This window comes from Azotobacter bryophylli (assembly GCF_042643485.1).
In the GTDB taxonomy this organism is placed as follows: domain Bacteria; phylum Pseudomonadota; class Gammaproteobacteria; order Pseudomonadales; family Pseudomonadaceae; genus Azotobacter; species Azotobacter bryophylli.
The window spans coordinates 39004-53391 of the sequence record NZ_JBHRSJ010000031.1; the positions used below are offsets into that span (position 1 = coordinate 39004).

The 14388-nt window shown below is 66.8% G+C and carries 12 protein-coding genes; 6 read left to right on the forward strand and 6 right to left on the reverse strand.

Annotation, left to right across the window (positions count from 1 at the left end):
• Nucleotides 1–4 precede the first annotated feature (4 nt).
• The 6 genes from ACFOJE_RS15060 (at nucleotide 5) to ACFOJE_RS15085 (ending at nucleotide 7470) form a co-directional block, all read left to right on the forward strand.
• Nucleotides 5–988, forward strand: a complete 984-nt coding sequence (locus tag ACFOJE_RS15060; protein ID WP_377815499.1) for a metallophosphoesterase — start codon at nucleotides 5–7, stop codon at nucleotides 986–988.
• Complete coding sequence (locus ACFOJE_RS15065; protein WP_377815275.1) at nucleotides 972–1832, forward strand: rhomboid family intramembrane serine protease; 861 nt, start codon at nucleotides 972–974, stop codon at nucleotides 1830–1832. Before ACFOJE_RS15060 ends, ACFOJE_RS15065 begins: the two co-directional genes overlap by 17 nt.
• 63 nt (nucleotides 1833–1895) lie before the next feature.
• On the forward strand, nucleotides 1896–2159 hold the full coding sequence (locus ACFOJE_RS15070; RefSeq protein ID WP_377815276.1) for a YeaC family protein: 264 nt from the start codon (nucleotides 1896–1898) through the stop codon (nucleotides 2157–2159).
• Nucleotides 2159–2986 (forward strand): DUF2797 domain-containing protein, encoded by an 828-nt coding sequence (locus ACFOJE_RS15075; RefSeq protein ID WP_377815277.1) that lies wholly within the window; start codon nucleotides 2159–2161, stop codon nucleotides 2984–2986. The genes ACFOJE_RS15070 and ACFOJE_RS15075 overlap by 1 nt, the downstream gene beginning before the upstream one ends.
• A gap of 123 nt (nucleotides 2987–3109) precedes the next feature.
• Nucleotides 3110–5767, forward strand: coding sequence for an aminopeptidase N (pepN, locus tag ACFOJE_RS15080; RefSeq protein WP_377815278.1), 2658 nt, complete (start codon nucleotides 3110–3112; stop codon nucleotides 5765–5767).
• Between the two features lie 209 nt (nucleotides 5768–5976).
• A complete protein-coding gene (locus ACFOJE_RS15085; RefSeq protein ID WP_377815279.1) occupies nucleotides 5977–7470 on the forward strand; it encodes an acetyl-CoA hydrolase/transferase family protein in 1494 nt (497 codons plus the stop codon).
• Nucleotides 7471–7616: 146 nt separating this feature from the next.
• On the opposite strand, the gene ACFOJE_RS15090 is transcribed toward ACFOJE_RS15085, so the two are convergent.
• The 6 genes from ACFOJE_RS15090 to ACFOJE_RS15115 are packed head-to-tail and all read right to left on the reverse strand — an operon-like array spanning nucleotide 7617 to nucleotide 14367.
• On the reverse strand, nucleotides 7617–9254 hold the full coding sequence (locus ACFOJE_RS15090) for a BatD family protein (protein ID WP_377815280.1): 1638 nt from the start codon (nucleotides 9252–9254) through the stop codon (nucleotides 7617–7619).
• Nucleotides 9251–10984: a VWA domain-containing protein gene (locus ACFOJE_RS15095; RefSeq protein WP_377815282.1), complete on the reverse strand. Its 1734-nt coding sequence runs from the start codon at nucleotides 10982–10984 to the stop codon at nucleotides 9251–9253. The genes ACFOJE_RS15090 and ACFOJE_RS15095 overlap by 4 nt, the downstream gene beginning before the upstream one ends.
• Nucleotides 10981–11988 carry a VWA domain-containing protein gene (locus ACFOJE_RS15100; protein WP_377815284.1) on the reverse strand — a complete coding sequence of 336 codons (1008 nt, stop codon included), beginning with the start codon at nucleotides 11986–11988 and terminating at the stop codon, nucleotides 10981–10983. The genes ACFOJE_RS15095 and ACFOJE_RS15100 overlap by 4 nt, the downstream gene beginning before the upstream one ends.
• On the reverse strand, nucleotides 11981–12481 hold the full coding sequence (locus ACFOJE_RS15105) for a DUF4381 domain-containing protein (protein ID WP_377815285.1): 501 nt from the start codon (nucleotides 12479–12481) through the stop codon (nucleotides 11981–11983). Before ACFOJE_RS15105 ends, ACFOJE_RS15100 begins: the two co-directional genes overlap by 8 nt.
• Nucleotides 12478–13407: a DUF58 domain-containing protein gene (locus ACFOJE_RS15110; protein WP_377815286.1), complete on the reverse strand. Its 930-nt coding sequence runs from the start codon at nucleotides 13405–13407 to the stop codon at nucleotides 12478–12480. The genes ACFOJE_RS15105 and ACFOJE_RS15110 overlap by 4 nt, the downstream gene beginning before the upstream one ends.
• Nucleotides 13408–14367, reverse strand: coding sequence for an AAA family ATPase (locus tag ACFOJE_RS15115; protein WP_377815287.1), 960 nt, complete (start codon nucleotides 14365–14367; stop codon nucleotides 13408–13410). It lies immediately after the preceding gene.
• Nucleotides 14368–14388 lie beyond the last annotated feature (21 nt).

The window sequence follows — 14388 nt, forward strand, 5'->3', positions numbered from 1 at the left end:
CATGCTGGCGGACCCCGCGCGCAGCTATGACCTGATCGGTGACGTGCACGGCTGCGCCCGCACGCTCGAGGCGCTGCTCGAGCGTCTCGGCTACCGCCGGCAGGGGGGAGTCTGGCGTCATCCCTGGCGCCAGGTGATCTTTCTCGGCGATATCGTCGATCGCGGCCCGCGCATCCGCGAAGCCCTGCATCTGGTCCACGACATGGTGGAGGCGGATCAGGCCCTGTGCATCATGGGCAACCACGAATTCAACCTGCTGGCCTGGTCCACCCCGGCACCGCCGGACAGCGCCCGGAAATACGTGCGCGAACGCACGCCCAGGCACGAACGGGCACTGCGCCAGACCCTCGACCAGTTCGCCGACCATCCGGCCGACCTGCACGATTTTCTCGCCTGGTTCTACCGGCTGCCGTTGTTCCTCGACGCCGAGCGTTTCCGCGTGGTGCACGCCTGCTGGGATACCAGCCTGATCGATGCCGTGCGCCGGCGCTATCCGGAGGGGCGGATCGACGAGCCCTTCCTGCTTGCCGCGGCGCACCCGGGCAGTTTCGCCACCCAGGTCTTCGACCGTTTGCTGCGCGGCATCAACATACGCCTGCCGCGGGGGCTCACCATGACCAGCCGGGACGGCTTCACCCGCGCCTTCTTCCGCAGCAAGTTCTGGGAGGAGGATCCGCAGACCTACGGCGACATCGTCTTCCAGCCGGACGCCCTGCCCGTGCAGGTGGCGCAGACCCCGCTGCCCCCGCTGCAGAAGGCCGAGCTGCTGTCGTACGGTTCGGACGAGCCGCCGCTGTTCGTCGGCCACTACTGGCGCCAAGGCCATCCGGCGTTGATCCGGCCGAACCTGGCGTGTCTCGACTACAGCGCCGTGATGTACGGAAAGCTGCTGGCCTACCGGCTGGATCAGGAGACCCGGCTCGACCCGGGCAAGTTCGTCTGGGTCGACGTGGAGCGTCCGGAGAGTCCCCATGAATGGTGCGATTGAGGTCCTGCGGTTGCCGCAGGGCACGGACCTGAGCGGCTTCGTCGCCCTGTTGCGGAACCTGAGCGTGCCCCATCGGGTCAGCCTCGACGGCGGCGATCAGGTGCTCTGGGTGCCGGACCAGCAATTGGCGGTCGAGGTGGGCGAACTCTACGCGCGCTTCCCGCAGGGCAATCCTCGCTTCCAGTCGCTCGAGCCGCCGCGGGAAACCGACACCTTCTTCCGTCAGTTGCGCCGCCGCCCGCTCTGCGCGCTGATGCTGCTGCTGACCCTGGCGGTCGCGGCCTTGACCGGACTCGGAGAGAACTTCGACGCCATCCGCTGGTTGAGCTTCCAGGATTTCCGCATCCAGGGCGATTACCTCTACTTCGTGCCGCTGCAGGAGAGTCTCCATGCCGGGCAGTGGTGGCGCTTGCTGACGCCGATGCTGATCCATTTCGGCTGGCTGCACCTGACCATGAACACCCTCTGGTACTGGGAGCTGGGGCGACGCATCGAAGCCCTGCAGGGCGGCCTGGTGCTGCTGGCGCTGACGCTGCTGTTCGGCCTGGTGTCGAATCTGGCGCAATACCTGGTCGGCGGCTCGGCGCTGTTCGGCGGCTTGTCCGGCGTGCTCTACGGCCTGCTCGGGCACTGCTGGATCTATCACAAGCTCGCGCCCAGTACGGCCTATCGCCTTCCGCCGGGCGTGGTGGTGATGATGCTGGTCTGGCTGCTGGTCTGTCTCTCCGGTCTGGTCACCGTGCTGGGGCTGGGTACCATCGCCAACGCCGCGCATGTCGGCGGGTTGCTCGCCGGCTGCCTGACCGGAGCAGTGGGCGGCGCCTGGGCGCGCCGAGGGCACTGAGCATGGCAGGCCCGGTCGCATGGGGTAGAATGCCAGCTTGAATCCAGTCGGGAGTCTTGCCCCATGCCGTCCTTCAAGGAAATGATCGAGAACATCACCCCTGAGATCTACCAGAACCTCAAGCTGGCCGTGGAGATCGGCAAGTGGCCGGATGGCCGCAAGCTGACCCAGGAGCAGAAGGAGCTGAGCCTGCAGGCGATGATCGCCTGGGAGATCCAGAACCTGCCCGAGGATCAGCGCACCGGCTACATGGGCGAGCAGCACTGCGGCTCCCACGCCGAGCCGATCCCGAACCTGCTGTTCAAGTCCTCGGATACCCTGCATTGATGGCTGAGCTCGGGCGCGGTGCCCTGAACAAGATGGCGGTGCGCCTGGGCGATCCGGTGCAATACGCCTTTCGCCTGGGCGAGGAGGAGGTGCCGGTCAATCCGCTGATCGGCAAGTCCCTGCGTCTGGAGTACCTCGGCGAGATCCATTGCACCCACTGCGGACGCCGGACCAACAAGAGCTTCAGCCAGGGCTACTGCTATCCCTGCTTCAAGAAGCTGCCGCAGTGCGACAGCTGTATCGTCAGCCCGGAGAAGTGCCATCATGAACTCGGTACCTGCCGCGATCCGCAGTGGGGCGAGCAGTTCTGCATGACCGACCATGTCGTCTACCTGGCCAACTCCTCCGGCATCAAGGTGGGCATCACCCGCGCCACCCAACTGCCGACCCGCTGGCTCGATCAGGGCGCGAGCCAGGCCCTGCCGATCCTGCGCGTCGCCACCCGCCAGCAGTCCGGGCTGGTGGAGGACCTGCTGCGCAGCCAAGTCGCCGATCGCACCAACTGGCGTGCGCTGCTCAAGGGCGATGCCGTGCCGGTGGATCTGGCCGCGGTGCGCGAGCAGCTCTTCGACGGTTGCCGGGAAGGGCTCGAAGCCCTGCAGCGGCGTTTCGGCCTGCAGGCGATCCAGTTGCTGGCCGATGCCGAGACGATGGAGATTCGCTATCCGGTCGAGGTCTATCCGAGCAAGATCGCCAGTTTCGATCTGGACAAGACGCCCGTGGTGGAAGGTACCCTGCTGGGCATCAAGGGCCAGTACCTGATCTTCGATACCGGCGTGATCAACATCCGCAAGTACACCGCCTATCAACTGGCGGTTTCCGCTTAGTTTTTGCTCCCTCGCCCTGTGGCGAGGGTCTGGGAGAGAGGGGCGGGACTGCCGGCCCGTTACGCCTCTGCTCCTCACCCATCCCTCGTCCCAGCGGGAGAGGGCGTTGAATGGAGCTGAAAGATGCGCACCGAACAGCCGAGAACCATCTATCTGAAGGATTATCAGGCGCCGGACTACCTGATCGACGAGACCCACCTGACCTTCGAGCTGCACGAGGATCGTACCCTGGTCCATGCGCAACTGGTGATGCGCCGCAATCCGGCGCGGGGCAGCGGCTTGCCGCCGCTGGTGCTGGACGGCCAGCAGCTGGAGCTGCTCTCGATCCGCCTCAACGATCGCGAACTCGGCGCCCACGATTACCTGCTGGATGACCGTCACCTGACCCTGCAGCCGGACAGCGCCGAGTTCGTCATCGACTCCAGCGTGTGCATTCACCCGGAAAGCAATACCGCCCTGGAGGGCCTGTACAAGTCCGGCAAGATGTTCTGCACCCAGTGCGAGGCCGAGGGCTTCCGCAAGATTACCTACTATCTCGATCGCCCGGACGTGATGAGCAAGTTCACCACCACGGTGAGCGCCGACAGGCAGCGCTACCCGGTGCTGCTCTCCAACGGCAACCCGATCACCAGCGGCAGCGAGGACAACGGTCGGCACTGGGCCACCTGGGAGGATCCGTTCAGGAAGCCGGCCTATCTGTTCGCCCTGGTCGCCGGCGACCTCTGGTGCGTCGAAGACCAGTTCACCACCATGAGCCAGCGCGAAGTGGCGCTACGCATCTACGTCGAGCCGGAGAACCTCGACAAGTGCCAGCACGCCATGGACAGCCTCAAACGTGCCATGCGCTGGGACGAGGAGGCCTACGGCCGCGAGTACGACCTGGACATCTTCATGATCGTCGCAGTCAACGACTTCAATATGGGCGCCATGGAGAACAAGGGGCTCAACATCTTCAACTCCAGCGCCGTGCTGGCCAAGGCCGAGACCGCCACCGACGCCGCCCACCAGCGGGTCGAGGCGATCGTCGCCCACGAGTATTTCCACAACTGGTCGGGCAACCGGGTGACCTGTCGCGACTGGTTCCAGCTGTCGCTGAAGGAAGGCTTCACGGTCTTCCGCGATGCCGGCTTCAGCGCCGACATGAATTCGCCGACGGTCAAGCGCATCGAGGACGTGGCCTACCTGCGCACTCACCAGTTCGCCGAGGATGCCGGCCCCATGGCCCACTCGGTGCGCCCAGATGCCTACATGGAGATCTCCAACTTCTACACCCTGACCGTATACGAGAAGGGGGCCGAAGTGGTGCGCATGATCCAGACGCTGCTCGGCGCCGAGGGCTTCCGCAAGGGCTCCGACCTGTACTTCCAGCGCCACGACGGCCAGGCGGTGACCTGCGACGACTTCGTCAAGGCCATGGAGGATGCCAATGGCGTCGACCTGGCCCAGTTCAAGCGCTGGTACAGCCAGGCTGGCACGCCACGGCTGGAAGTCGGCTCGGCGTACGACGCCGAGGCCAAGACCCTCACCCTGACGTTTCGCCAGCTCTGCCCGCCGAGCCCCGGCCAGGCGCATAAAGAGCCCTTCGTGATCCCGGTCGATCTGGCTCTGCTGGACGGGCAGGGTCGCGAGCTGCCACTGCGTCTTGCCGGCGAGGCCGCCGCGAGCGGCACCAGCCGCGTGCTGGCGGTGAACGAAGCCGAGCAGTCCTTCACGTTCGTCGACATTCCCGAGCAGCCGCTGCCTTCGCTGCTGCGCGGCTTCTCCGCACCAGTGAAGCTGAGCTTCCCCTATAGCCGTGACCAGCTGATGTTCCTCATGCAGCACGACTCCGACGGCTTCAACCGCTGGGAGGCCGGTCAGCAGCTGGCCGTGCAGGTGCTGCAGGAGCTGATCGGCCAGCGGCAGCGCGGCGAGCCCATGGTGCTGGATCGGCGATTGGTCGCGGCGCTGAAGAGCGTGCTGGAGAACGACGGTCTGGACCAGGCGATGGTCGCCGAGATGCTCTCCCTGCCGGGCGAGGCCTATCTCATCGAGATCAGCGAAGTGGCCGATGTCGACGCCATCCATGCCGCCCGCGAATTCGCCCGCCGGGAACTGGCCGAGGCGTTGTTCGAGCCGCTCTGGCAGCGTTACCAGGCCAATCGCCAGGCTTCGCGGCAGAGCGCCTACGTCGCCACCGCGGAACACTTCGCCCGTCGCAGTCTGCAGAACATCGCGTTGTCCTACCTGATGCTCAGCGAGAAGCCCGAGGTGCTGGAGGCCGCTCAGGAACAGTACCGGGAGGCCGACAACATGACCGAACGGCTGGCCGCCCTGGCCGTGCTGGTCAACTCGCCGTTCGAGGAGGCCAAGGCCGAAGGCCTGGCGCTGTTCGCCGACCGCTTCAAGGACGATCCGCTGGTCATGGACCAGTGGTTCAGCGTGCAGGCCGGTTGCCCGCTGCCCGGTGGCCTGGAGCGGGTGCGGGCACTGATGCAGCATCCGGCATTCACGATCAAGAATCCGAACAAGGTGCGCGCGCTGATCGGCGCCTTTGCCAACCAGAATCATGCCAATTTCCATCGAGACGACGGAGAGAGCTACCGCTTTCTCGCCGATCAGGTCATCATGCTGAACGCCCTCAACCCGCAGATCGCCGCGCGCCAACTGGCGCCGCTGACCCGTTGGCGCAAGTACGACCTATCCCGTCAGGCGCTGATGAAGGCGGAGCTGGAGCGCATCCTCGTCTCGGGCTCGCTGTCCAGTGACGTGTATGAAGTGGTGAGCAAGAGTCTGGCCTGACTTCATTCAGGCTTGATGCGGTCCGGGCGTGCGATTCTGACCGAGCGGTTCCCTGGGGGTATTCCAGGGAATCCGACACTCGCGAGGTCGCGGTTCGCCATTTAGAAACGAACTAAGAATAGGCATCGATCATTCGACTTTTGTCGGTAGTTCGGGGGATTCCGGGGCGATACACTCGGACCACCGTTTCACTAATCTGAGATGTGTATATGTATAAAGATAGAATTCGGCTGTCTTCCCTGTTAGACAAAGTGATGAGCGCTGATGAAGCCGCATCTCTGATTAAGGACGGCATGACCGTCGGCATGAGCGGTTTCACCCGTGCCGGCGAAGCCAAGGCCGTCCCGCTGGCCCTGGTCGAGCGGGCCAAGACGAATCCGCTGAAAATCACTCTGGTGACCGGCGCCAGCCTGGGCAACGACATCGACAAGAAGCTGACCGAAGTCGGCGCTCTGGCTCGCCGTCTGCCGTTCCAGGTCGACACCACCCTGCGCAAGGCCATCAACGACGGCAAGGTGATGTTCATCGACCAGCATCTGTCGGAAACCGTCGAGCAGATGCGTGCCCACCAGATTCCGCGTCCTGATATCGCGGTGATCGAGGCTGTCTCCATCACCGAGGAAGGCCACATCGTTCCCACCACTTCTGTGGGCAACTCGGCTAGCTTCGTGCAATTCGCCAAGCAGGTGATCGTCGAGATCAACACCACCCTGAGCACCGATTTCGAGGGCCTGCACGACATCTACCTCCCGGAAGAGCGCCCCAACCGCACACCGGTCAAGGTACTGAAAGCCGAAGACCGTATCGGCAGCGCGGCCATCGCCGTCGATCCTTCGAAGATCGTCGGCATCGTCTTCAGCGAGCTGCGCGACTCCCCGTCCAATGCCCTGCCGGCGGATGAGGAAACCCAGGCCATCGCCGATCACCTGATCGCCTTCCTGAAGCAGGAAGTGGACGCTGGCCGCATGCCCAACAGCCTGCGCCCGCTGCAGGTCGGTATCGGCACCATCGCCAACGCGGTGACCAGCGGTCTGGTGAAATCGCCCTTCACCGATCTGGTCCAGTACTCCGAAGTGCTGCAGGATTCTACCTTCGAGCTGCTGGAGGCCGGCAAGCTGAAGTTCGCCTCGGCCAGTTCCATCACCGTCTCGGCCGCCTGCGGCGAGCGTGTGTTCGGCAACATCAACGCGTACAAGGACAAGCTGGTGCTGCGTCCGCAGGAAATCTCCAACCTGCCGGAAATCGTCCGCCGTCTCGGCACCATCAGCATCAACACCGCGCTGGAATTCGACATCTACGGCAACGTGAACTCCACTCACGTCAACGGCAGCAAGATGATGAACGGTATCGGTGGTTCCGGCGACTTCGCCCGTAACGCCCAGCTGGCCGTGTTCGTCACCAAGTCCACCGCCAAGGGCGGCGCGATCTCCAGCGTGGTACCGATGGTCAGCCATGTCGACCATACCGGTCACGACGCGGATGTCCTGGTCACCGAGATCGGCTTGGCCGACCTGCGCGGCTTGGCTCCGCGCGAGCGTGCTCGTGCCATCATCGACAACTGCGTGCACCCGGACTATCGCGCTGCGCTGAACGACTACTTCGAGCGTGCTTGCGCCAAGGGCGGTCAGACTCCGCATATCCTGAGCGAAGCGCTGAGCTGGCACGTCAGTCTGGAAGAAAATGGTGCCATGCTGGTGAAGTGATCGCTTCGACTGCATAGCCCAAAAAACCGCGACCCCAGGGGGGCGCGGTTTTTTTTCGCCAGTCGTTCTGGTTGCAGTTGCAGGCCGGCCTCGACCACGCGCCCTGCGGCTAGACGGATTTCGCCCCGTTGCCGTTTCGCTGTTCCTCAGCGGGGATAGAGGGGCGGCAGCGCACTCGTTTCTTTGGCCCGGTCGGTCGCCTGCGCCGGTGGCAGATCGCAGATCGCCTGCCAGAGATCCTCGCCCTGCCAATGCTGGCCGCTCGCGCTGTACAGGGCGCCGTTCAGGCCGTCGAGTGCGTCGGACAGCGGCACGAAGCGGGCGGCCATATCGGCGAGGGTTTCCGGTTGCTGGCGGGCCCAGGCATCGAGGGCCTGGCGGGTGGCCTGGGTATCGTTGGCCAGGCAGGCGCGGCGCAGGTCGTCCAGCAGGGTTCGCGGGCTCGGTCCGCTGGCCATGGTGGGCAGAACCGCGGGTTGGCGACGGGCATGCCACCAGAGGCCGAAGCCGAGCACCGTCGTGCAGAGAAGCAGACCGCTCGCCAGCTGCCAGGGCCAGAGCTTATGCCGGGAAAGGCTCGCCGATGCCGCCGAGGCGGCCGAAGGCGAATCCAGGGACAGATTGGGATTCACCGCCACCTCGAGGGTGCGCGCCGGCAGGGTGGCCCGTTCGAGCCGGTCGGTGACGGTGTTCCACCACAGGATCTCCAGTGCCGGCAGCTCGATCCGCCCGTCGCGGGTCGGGATCAGCGCTTCCCGTTCTTCCCGGCTGCCGATCAGGCCGCGCTCGCCGATTTCGTTATGCATCTGCGGTGGCTCGGGGTAGCGCCGCAGGCCGTCGACCTGAGCCGTGCTCAGCGGCGGCAACTGGACGCCAGCCAGGCCCTCGGCCTTGAGCAGCAGGTTGCGGGTCAGCGAGTCGCCGACCCGGGCCTGATCCGGCTCCGGGCTCCAGCTTTCGCTGAGACTGAGGGACCGGGCCGGCAACCAGGGCGCATCGGCCGGGTAGGCGGCCGGCTTGGCCTTGACCTGCAGGACGAGCGGTGGGGATTCGACCTTGATCGCTCGCCCGGGGCGCGGACCGAAGGGGGATTCGCCGTCCTGTCCCTGATCCTGGCTGACCTCGGTCGCGTTGAAGACCAGGGGAGGAATGCTCAACTCGCCACTGCGCTGGGGGAACAGGGCATAGCGGACCTCGATCACGCCATGGCGCACGCCGTTGATCGTGGTCTCGTAGGTGCGGGTCTGGCCGATCTGCTCGATGCGCGCATCGGCCATCTGCAGCGGAGTGAGGCTGCTGTCGTCGTACAGCGAGATCGAATGATAGACGCGCAGGGTCAGGATGGCCTGAGCCTGGACGTAGATGCTCTCCCGGTTCAGGCTGGCATCGATGAATACCGGGTCGAGCTGTGCCTTGCCGGTCGCCGGCCCCTCCCGCACATACAGGGTGATCGGCTGGCTCTGCAGATCGCCGACCTGCAGGGGGGGGATCACCAGGAAACCGTGCTGCTTCGGTTGCAGGGTGATGATCCAGGCCGTGCTGGTGTCGGCCTGGCCCTCCTGGCTGTGCAGGCTGTTGACCTGGCGCGTCCCGAGCACTTCGAAGAGGTCGTGCAGCGGAGTCAGATCCGGCTTGCCGAACAGGGTGGGATCGCTGCTTTCCAGGCTGAGCTCGATGGACTCGCCGGCATCCAGGCGAGTGCGGTCGACGCGGGCCAGGAGCGCATCGGCGCTGGCCTGCCAGGCCAGAGCGCTGAGCAGAAGGGCGCAAAGCAGGCGAATCATTGAGTGGTTTCCTGATGCTGTCTCTGTTCGTACCAGAATTTTCGTCGGAGCAGTTCGCCGGGATTATCCGGGATCTGGCGCAACCATTGTTCGAGCGCCTGGCGGCGCTCCTCGCCGAGCTCCTCCAGGGCGTCGCCCGCCGGCTCGATGCCGGGCTTGGCCGGTTCGCCGGAGTCTTCGGGCCCGGCCGCCGCGGAAAGGGCGTCGCCCTGCCGGGCGACGGACTGAGACGACGGCTCGGTCGGGGTTTCCTGATCGGTACCGGCGAGGGCGCTAGGGGACTGGCCGTCCGTCTCCTCGGATGCTGCATCGTTGCCGGGCTCGGTCTGCTCGGTGCGCTCGCCGGGTTGTGATGCCTGGGCCTGTTCCAGCTGGCGCAACAGTTCCTCGACCAAGGCCTTGTTCTGCACTGCCGGCTCCAGATCGGGCTGCAGCTCCAGGGCGCGCGCATAGGCGTCCAGCGCCGCCTCCAGTTCGCCGCCGCGGGCCAGGGCGTTGCCGCGATTGTAGTGGGCGGCGGCGTCGCGGCCCTCGGCGAAGCGCTCGGCGGCCGCGGCATAGTCGCCGGCCTGGTACAGCGCCAGCCCTTGCCACTGGCGGTTCTCGAAACGGCTCGCGGCCTCGCTCGGGCGTCCTTCTGTCAGCAGGCGTTGTCCCTGTTGATCCGGTCGTGCCCAGAGATCGGCGAATTCGAAGGCATGGCTGGTCTGGGGCTGGACGAGCAGCAGGGGCAGGCAGAGCAGCCAGCCGCGCCGTCCGGCGCAGGCGGCGAGCAGCAGCAAGGGCAGCAACAGCCAGTGCCCCTGGTCCGCCCAGGTGCTCAGGGTGCTGGTCTCGCTGTCCTGATGCAGCTGATGCGGCGATCTCAGCAGGTGCAGCTGGCGCAGATCGCGATCATCCAGGCTGGCGGTCTGATAGCGGCCGCCCAGCTTGCCGGCGACTCGGGCGAGACCGGCGCTGTCCAGGCGCGGCAGCAGGATCGTGCCCTGCTCGTCCTTGAGGAAGCCGCCGTCGGCCAGGGGGACGGGCGCGCCCTGGGGGGTGCCGATGCCGAGAATATCGAGGCGTTCCTCGCGTCCGTCGAGCCGCTCGACCATGCCGCGGCGCTCGCTTTCGTCCAGCGCGCTGGCGATCAGCAGGACCCGCCCGGACTGGCCTCGCGCGCCCTGATCGAGCAGGGCCAGGGCCTTGTCGAGGGCGAGGTCGGCGCGCTGCCCGGCGGTCGGCATGATCGAAGGTTGCAGGGCGTCCAGCAGGTTGCGGGTGGTGCCCAGGTCGTCGGAGAGCGGCACCAGGACATGAGCGCTGCCGGCGTAGACGACCACGGCGGTCTGCGCTTCCTGGCGCGCCGCGAGCAGGTCGAGCAGCTTGTGCTTGGCCTGCTCGAGGCGGTTGGGAGCGACGTCGCCGGCGAGCATGCTGGGCGTCATCTGGAGCAGGACCACCAGAGGATCGGCGCGTTTGCCGGTGGGCTGTTCGATCCGCTGCCAGCTGGGGCCGAGCAGGGCCAGCAGGGCGATCAGCCAGGCCAGGCCGAGAGCGATCCAGGGCAGACGGCTTCCGCGTCTGCCGACCCGGCGCAGGAGCGCCGCCTGGAAAACCGGCGGCAGCAGCAGCTCCCAGCGTCCGGTGCGGCGCCGGCGATGCCAGAGTTTCCACAGCAGCCAGGCGAGCAGGGGGAGCAGCAGCAGCCAGAAAGGGCGCTGCCAGTGCGGCCAGAGTTCGCTCATCGGCGCCTCCTGGAGGCCGGCCAACGCGGGCGTTGTGGCCAGAGATCACGGGCGATCAGCAGCAGGCTGAGCAGCAGGGCTGCGGCCAGCGGCCAGCTGTAGAGGGCTTTGGCCGGGCGCGCCAGGGTCTTTTGCTGGGTGATGGGCTCCAGGCGATCCAGAGCCTCCCCGACGCTGTCGAGCTCTTCGCGGGAGCGCGCGCGGAAATACTCCCCGCCGGTCTGGCCGGCGATGGCGCGCAGCGTCGGCTCGTCCAGATCCAGACCGGGGTTCATGCCCAGCAGGCCGATCAGACCGCCTTGCTGGGGATCGGCACCGATGCCGATGGTGTAGATGCGCACCCCTTCCTGCGCGGCGAGTCGCGCCGCGACCAGCGGGTCTATCTCGCCGCCGGTGTTGGCGCCGTCGGTGACCAGCACCAGCACGCGGCTTTCCGCCGTGCGCAGGCGCTTGACCGCCAGGCCGATGGCGTCGCCGATGGCGGTGTTCTTGCCGGCGATGCCGATCATGGCCTCGTCCAGCCAGGTGCGCACGGTCCTGCGGTCGAAGGTCAGCGGCGCCTGCAGATAGGCCTGGCTGCCGAACAGGATCAGGCCGACGCGATCGCCCCGGCGTTCCTCGATGAACGGGCCGAGCATCCGCTTGACCAGCTCGAGACGGCCGATGGGTTCGCCTTCCCAGTCCATGTCGGCGTACTCCATGGAGCCGGAAACGTCCACGGCGAGCAGCAGGTCGCGGCCGCTGGTGGGCAGCGGCTGCGGTTCGCCGACCCATTGCGGACGGGCAGCGGCGATCAGCAGCAGCAGCCAGATCAGCACGAACGGCGCCTGTTGCCGCCAGCTCGGCAGACGCAGGCGGGCGCGGCGGCCGCTGAGGCTTTCCAGCTCCGCCAGGAAGCTCACCCGCAGCGCCGCCTCGCCGCTGTCGGCGGCCGGCAGCACGACGCGCAGCAGCCAGGGCAGGGGAGCGAGCAGGAAGATCCAGGGCCAGGCGAATTCAAACATGCCGTCTTATCCAGATTTCCACGGCCTGCTGCAGGCCGTCGATGGCCTTGTCGTCGAGCCGGCATTCGGCGCGATAGCCGCCTTCCACCAGGATCATCCAGCGGGTCAGGCCGGCGGCCGGGCAGCGGCTGTCCAGATAGGCCAGCCAGGCGCGGCCGCTCAGGGTATGGCTGTTGGCGTCCGGATAATGGGCGCGACAGAGCCTTTTCAGCAGCGCGTTTAGCTGCTGCAGCCAGGGTCCGGCGGGCATGTCGTAGGGCCTGCTCAGCTGCACCAGTTCGTCGAGGGCGGCTTGGCGCTGCGAGTCCAGGGTCGGCGCCGGCGGGGGGGCGGGCCGTCGCCGCGGCAGTCGATGGCGCAGCAGCCAGAGGCCGACGGGGAGCGCCGTGCCGAGCAGCGCCAGCAGCCACCAGCCGGGGGCGGGCGGCCACCAGGGCACGGCCGGCGGGGGAATCAGGGGTTCCAGCTGATCCAGCGGATTCGTGCTCATCATGCCCGCCGGGGTTGTAGCTGTTCGCGCAGCTGGTCGATCAGGTCGAACTGGGTGCTGAGCGGCAGCAGCAGCGCGCCGAGGCGCAGCGCCAGGCGTTGCCAGCGCTCCTGACGGCGGTCGCCGAGTTCGCGGTAGGCTTGGCGCAGGTCGCTGTCGTGGGTGTCCAGCTCGAGCTGGGCGCCGTCCTGGACGAAGCGCAGCAGGCCGGCGGCGGGCAGGGCATGGTCGAGGGGGTCGGCTAGCGGCAGCAGCAGCAGTTCGCAATGCCGGCCGAGCAGGAGCAGCTGCTGCTCGGCGGTGTCGGACAGGGCGCGCTCGTCGCAGATCACCACCACCAGGCTGCCCGGACGCAGGATCTCGCGGGCACGGCGCAGCCCCAGGCAGAGGCTGTCCGGCTCCATCGGCAGTTGGCCGTTCAGGCCCTGGTTGGCTCGCACCAGGCGGTTGAGCAGCTGCAGCAGGCTCTGCTTGCTGCGCCGCGGCTTGATCTCGTGGTTCTCGCTGGTGCCGAAGACCAGCCCGCCGATCCGGTCGTTGTGTTCCAGGGCGGCCCAGCCGATCAGCGCCGCGGCCTCGGCGGCGAGCACCGACTTGAAGGAACGGGCGGAGCCGAAGAACAGCTGGCGGCTCTGTTCCACCAGGATGTAGATCGGCCGCTCGCGCTCCTCGTGGAACAGCTTGGTGTGCGGCTCCTGGGTGCGGGCGGTGACGCGCCAGTCGATGTTGCGCACGTCGTCGCCGGCCTGGTAGACGCGCACCTGGTCGAAATCCACGCCGCGCCCGCGCAGCTTGGAGTGATGCATGCCGATCAGCAGGCTGCGTTTCGCCGGGGTGGAGAACAGCGGCAGCTCGCGCACCCGATGGCGGATCTCGATCAGTTCGGCGAGACTCACGCGCACGCCCTCCAGACTTCTGGCTGCCTGCATTCAGGCCACCGCCACCACGTCGAGGATGCGCTGGATCACCCGGTCCTGATCGATCCCGGCGGCCTCGGCCTCGAAGGAGAGGATCAGGCGGTGGCGCAGCACGTCGAACAGCACCGCCTGGATGTCCTCCGGGCTGACGAAGTCGCGGCCGGCCAGCCAGGCGTGGGCGCGCGCGCAGCGGTCGAGGGCGATCGAGCCGCGCGGGCTGGCGCCGTAGGCCAGCCACTCGCCCAGCTCGGCGTCGAAGCGCGCCGGCGTGCGCGAGGCCATCACCAGCTGCACCAGGTATTCCTCCACCGCATCGGCCATGTACAGGCCGAGGATTTCCTTGCGCGCGGCGAAGATCGCCTGCTGGCTCACCCGCTGCTCGGGCCGCTGCTCGCCGTGCAGCGCCTCGCCGCGGGCCTGCTGGAGGATCTTGCGTTCCACCGAGGCGTCCGGGAAGCCGATCTTCACGTGCATGAGGAAGCGGTCGAGCTGGGCTTCCGGCAGCGGGTAGGTGCCTTCCTGCTCGATCGGGTTCTGCGTCGCCATCACCAGGAACAGCGGCGACAGCTCGTAGGTGCGCCGGCCGATGGAGACCTGGCGCTCGGCCATGGCCTCAAGCAGCGCCGACTGGACCTTGGCCGGGGCGCGGTTGATTTCGTCGGCCAGCACCAGGTTGTGGAAGATCGGCCCCTGCTGGAAGACGAAGCTGCCGGTTTCCGGGCGGTAGATCTCGGTGCCGGTGATGTCCGCCGGGAGCAGGTCGGGGGTGAACTGGATGCGATGGAATTCCGCTTCGACGCCTTCGGCGAGATCCTTGATCGCCTTGGTCTTGGCCAGGCCGGGCGCGCCCTCCACCAGCAGGTGGCCGTCGGCCAGCAGGGCGATGAGCAGTCGGTCGATCAGTTTTTCCTGACCGAGGATCTGGGTGGCAAGAAATTGTCTCAGCGCGACGAGCGCTTCACGGTGTTCCATCGCTAAGCTCAACAGAGAGAC

Excerpts from the sequence above, each read along its gene's own strand:
- ACFOJE_RS15085 (WP_377815279.1), top strand. The coding sequence starts at position 5,977 with ATGTATAAAGATAGAATTCGGCTGTCTTCCCTGTTAGACAAAGTGATG.
- ACFOJE_RS15115 (WP_377815287.1), bottom strand. The coding sequence starts at position 14,367 with ATGGAACACCGTGAAGCGCTCGTCGCGCTGAGACAATTTCTTGCCACC.
- ACFOJE_RS15075 (WP_377815277.1), top strand. The coding sequence starts at position 2,159 with ATGGCTGAGCTCGGGCGCGGTGCCCTGAACAAGATGGCGGTGCGCCTG.
- pepN (WP_377815278.1), top strand. The coding sequence starts at position 3,110 with ATGCGCACCGAACAGCCGAGAACCATCTATCTGAAGGATTATCAGGCG.
- ACFOJE_RS15105 (WP_377815285.1), bottom strand. The coding sequence starts at position 12,481 with ATGATGAGCACGAATCCGCTGGATCAGCTGGAACCCCTGATTCCCCCG.
- ACFOJE_RS15065 (WP_377815275.1), top strand. The coding sequence starts at position 972 with ATGAATGGTGCGATTGAGGTCCTGCGGTTGCCGCAGGGCACGGACCTG.
- ACFOJE_RS15070 (WP_377815276.1), top strand. The coding sequence starts at position 1,896 with ATGCCGTCCTTCAAGGAAATGATCGAGAACATCACCCCTGAGATCTAC.
- ACFOJE_RS15095 (WP_377815282.1), bottom strand. The coding sequence starts at position 10,984 with ATGAGCGAACTCTGGCCGCACTGGCAGCGCCCTTTCTGGCTGCTGCTG.
- ACFOJE_RS15090 (WP_377815280.1), bottom strand. The coding sequence starts at position 9,254 with ATGATTCGCCTGCTTTGCGCCCTTCTGCTCAGCGCTCTGGCCTGGCAG.
- ACFOJE_RS15100 (WP_377815284.1), bottom strand. The coding sequence starts at position 11,988 with ATGTTTGAATTCGCCTGGCCCTGGATCTTCCTGCTCGCTCCCCTGCCC.
- ACFOJE_RS15110 (WP_377815286.1), bottom strand. The coding sequence starts at position 13,407 with ATGCAGGCAGCCAGAAGTCTGGAGGGCGTGCGCGTGAGTCTCGCCGAA.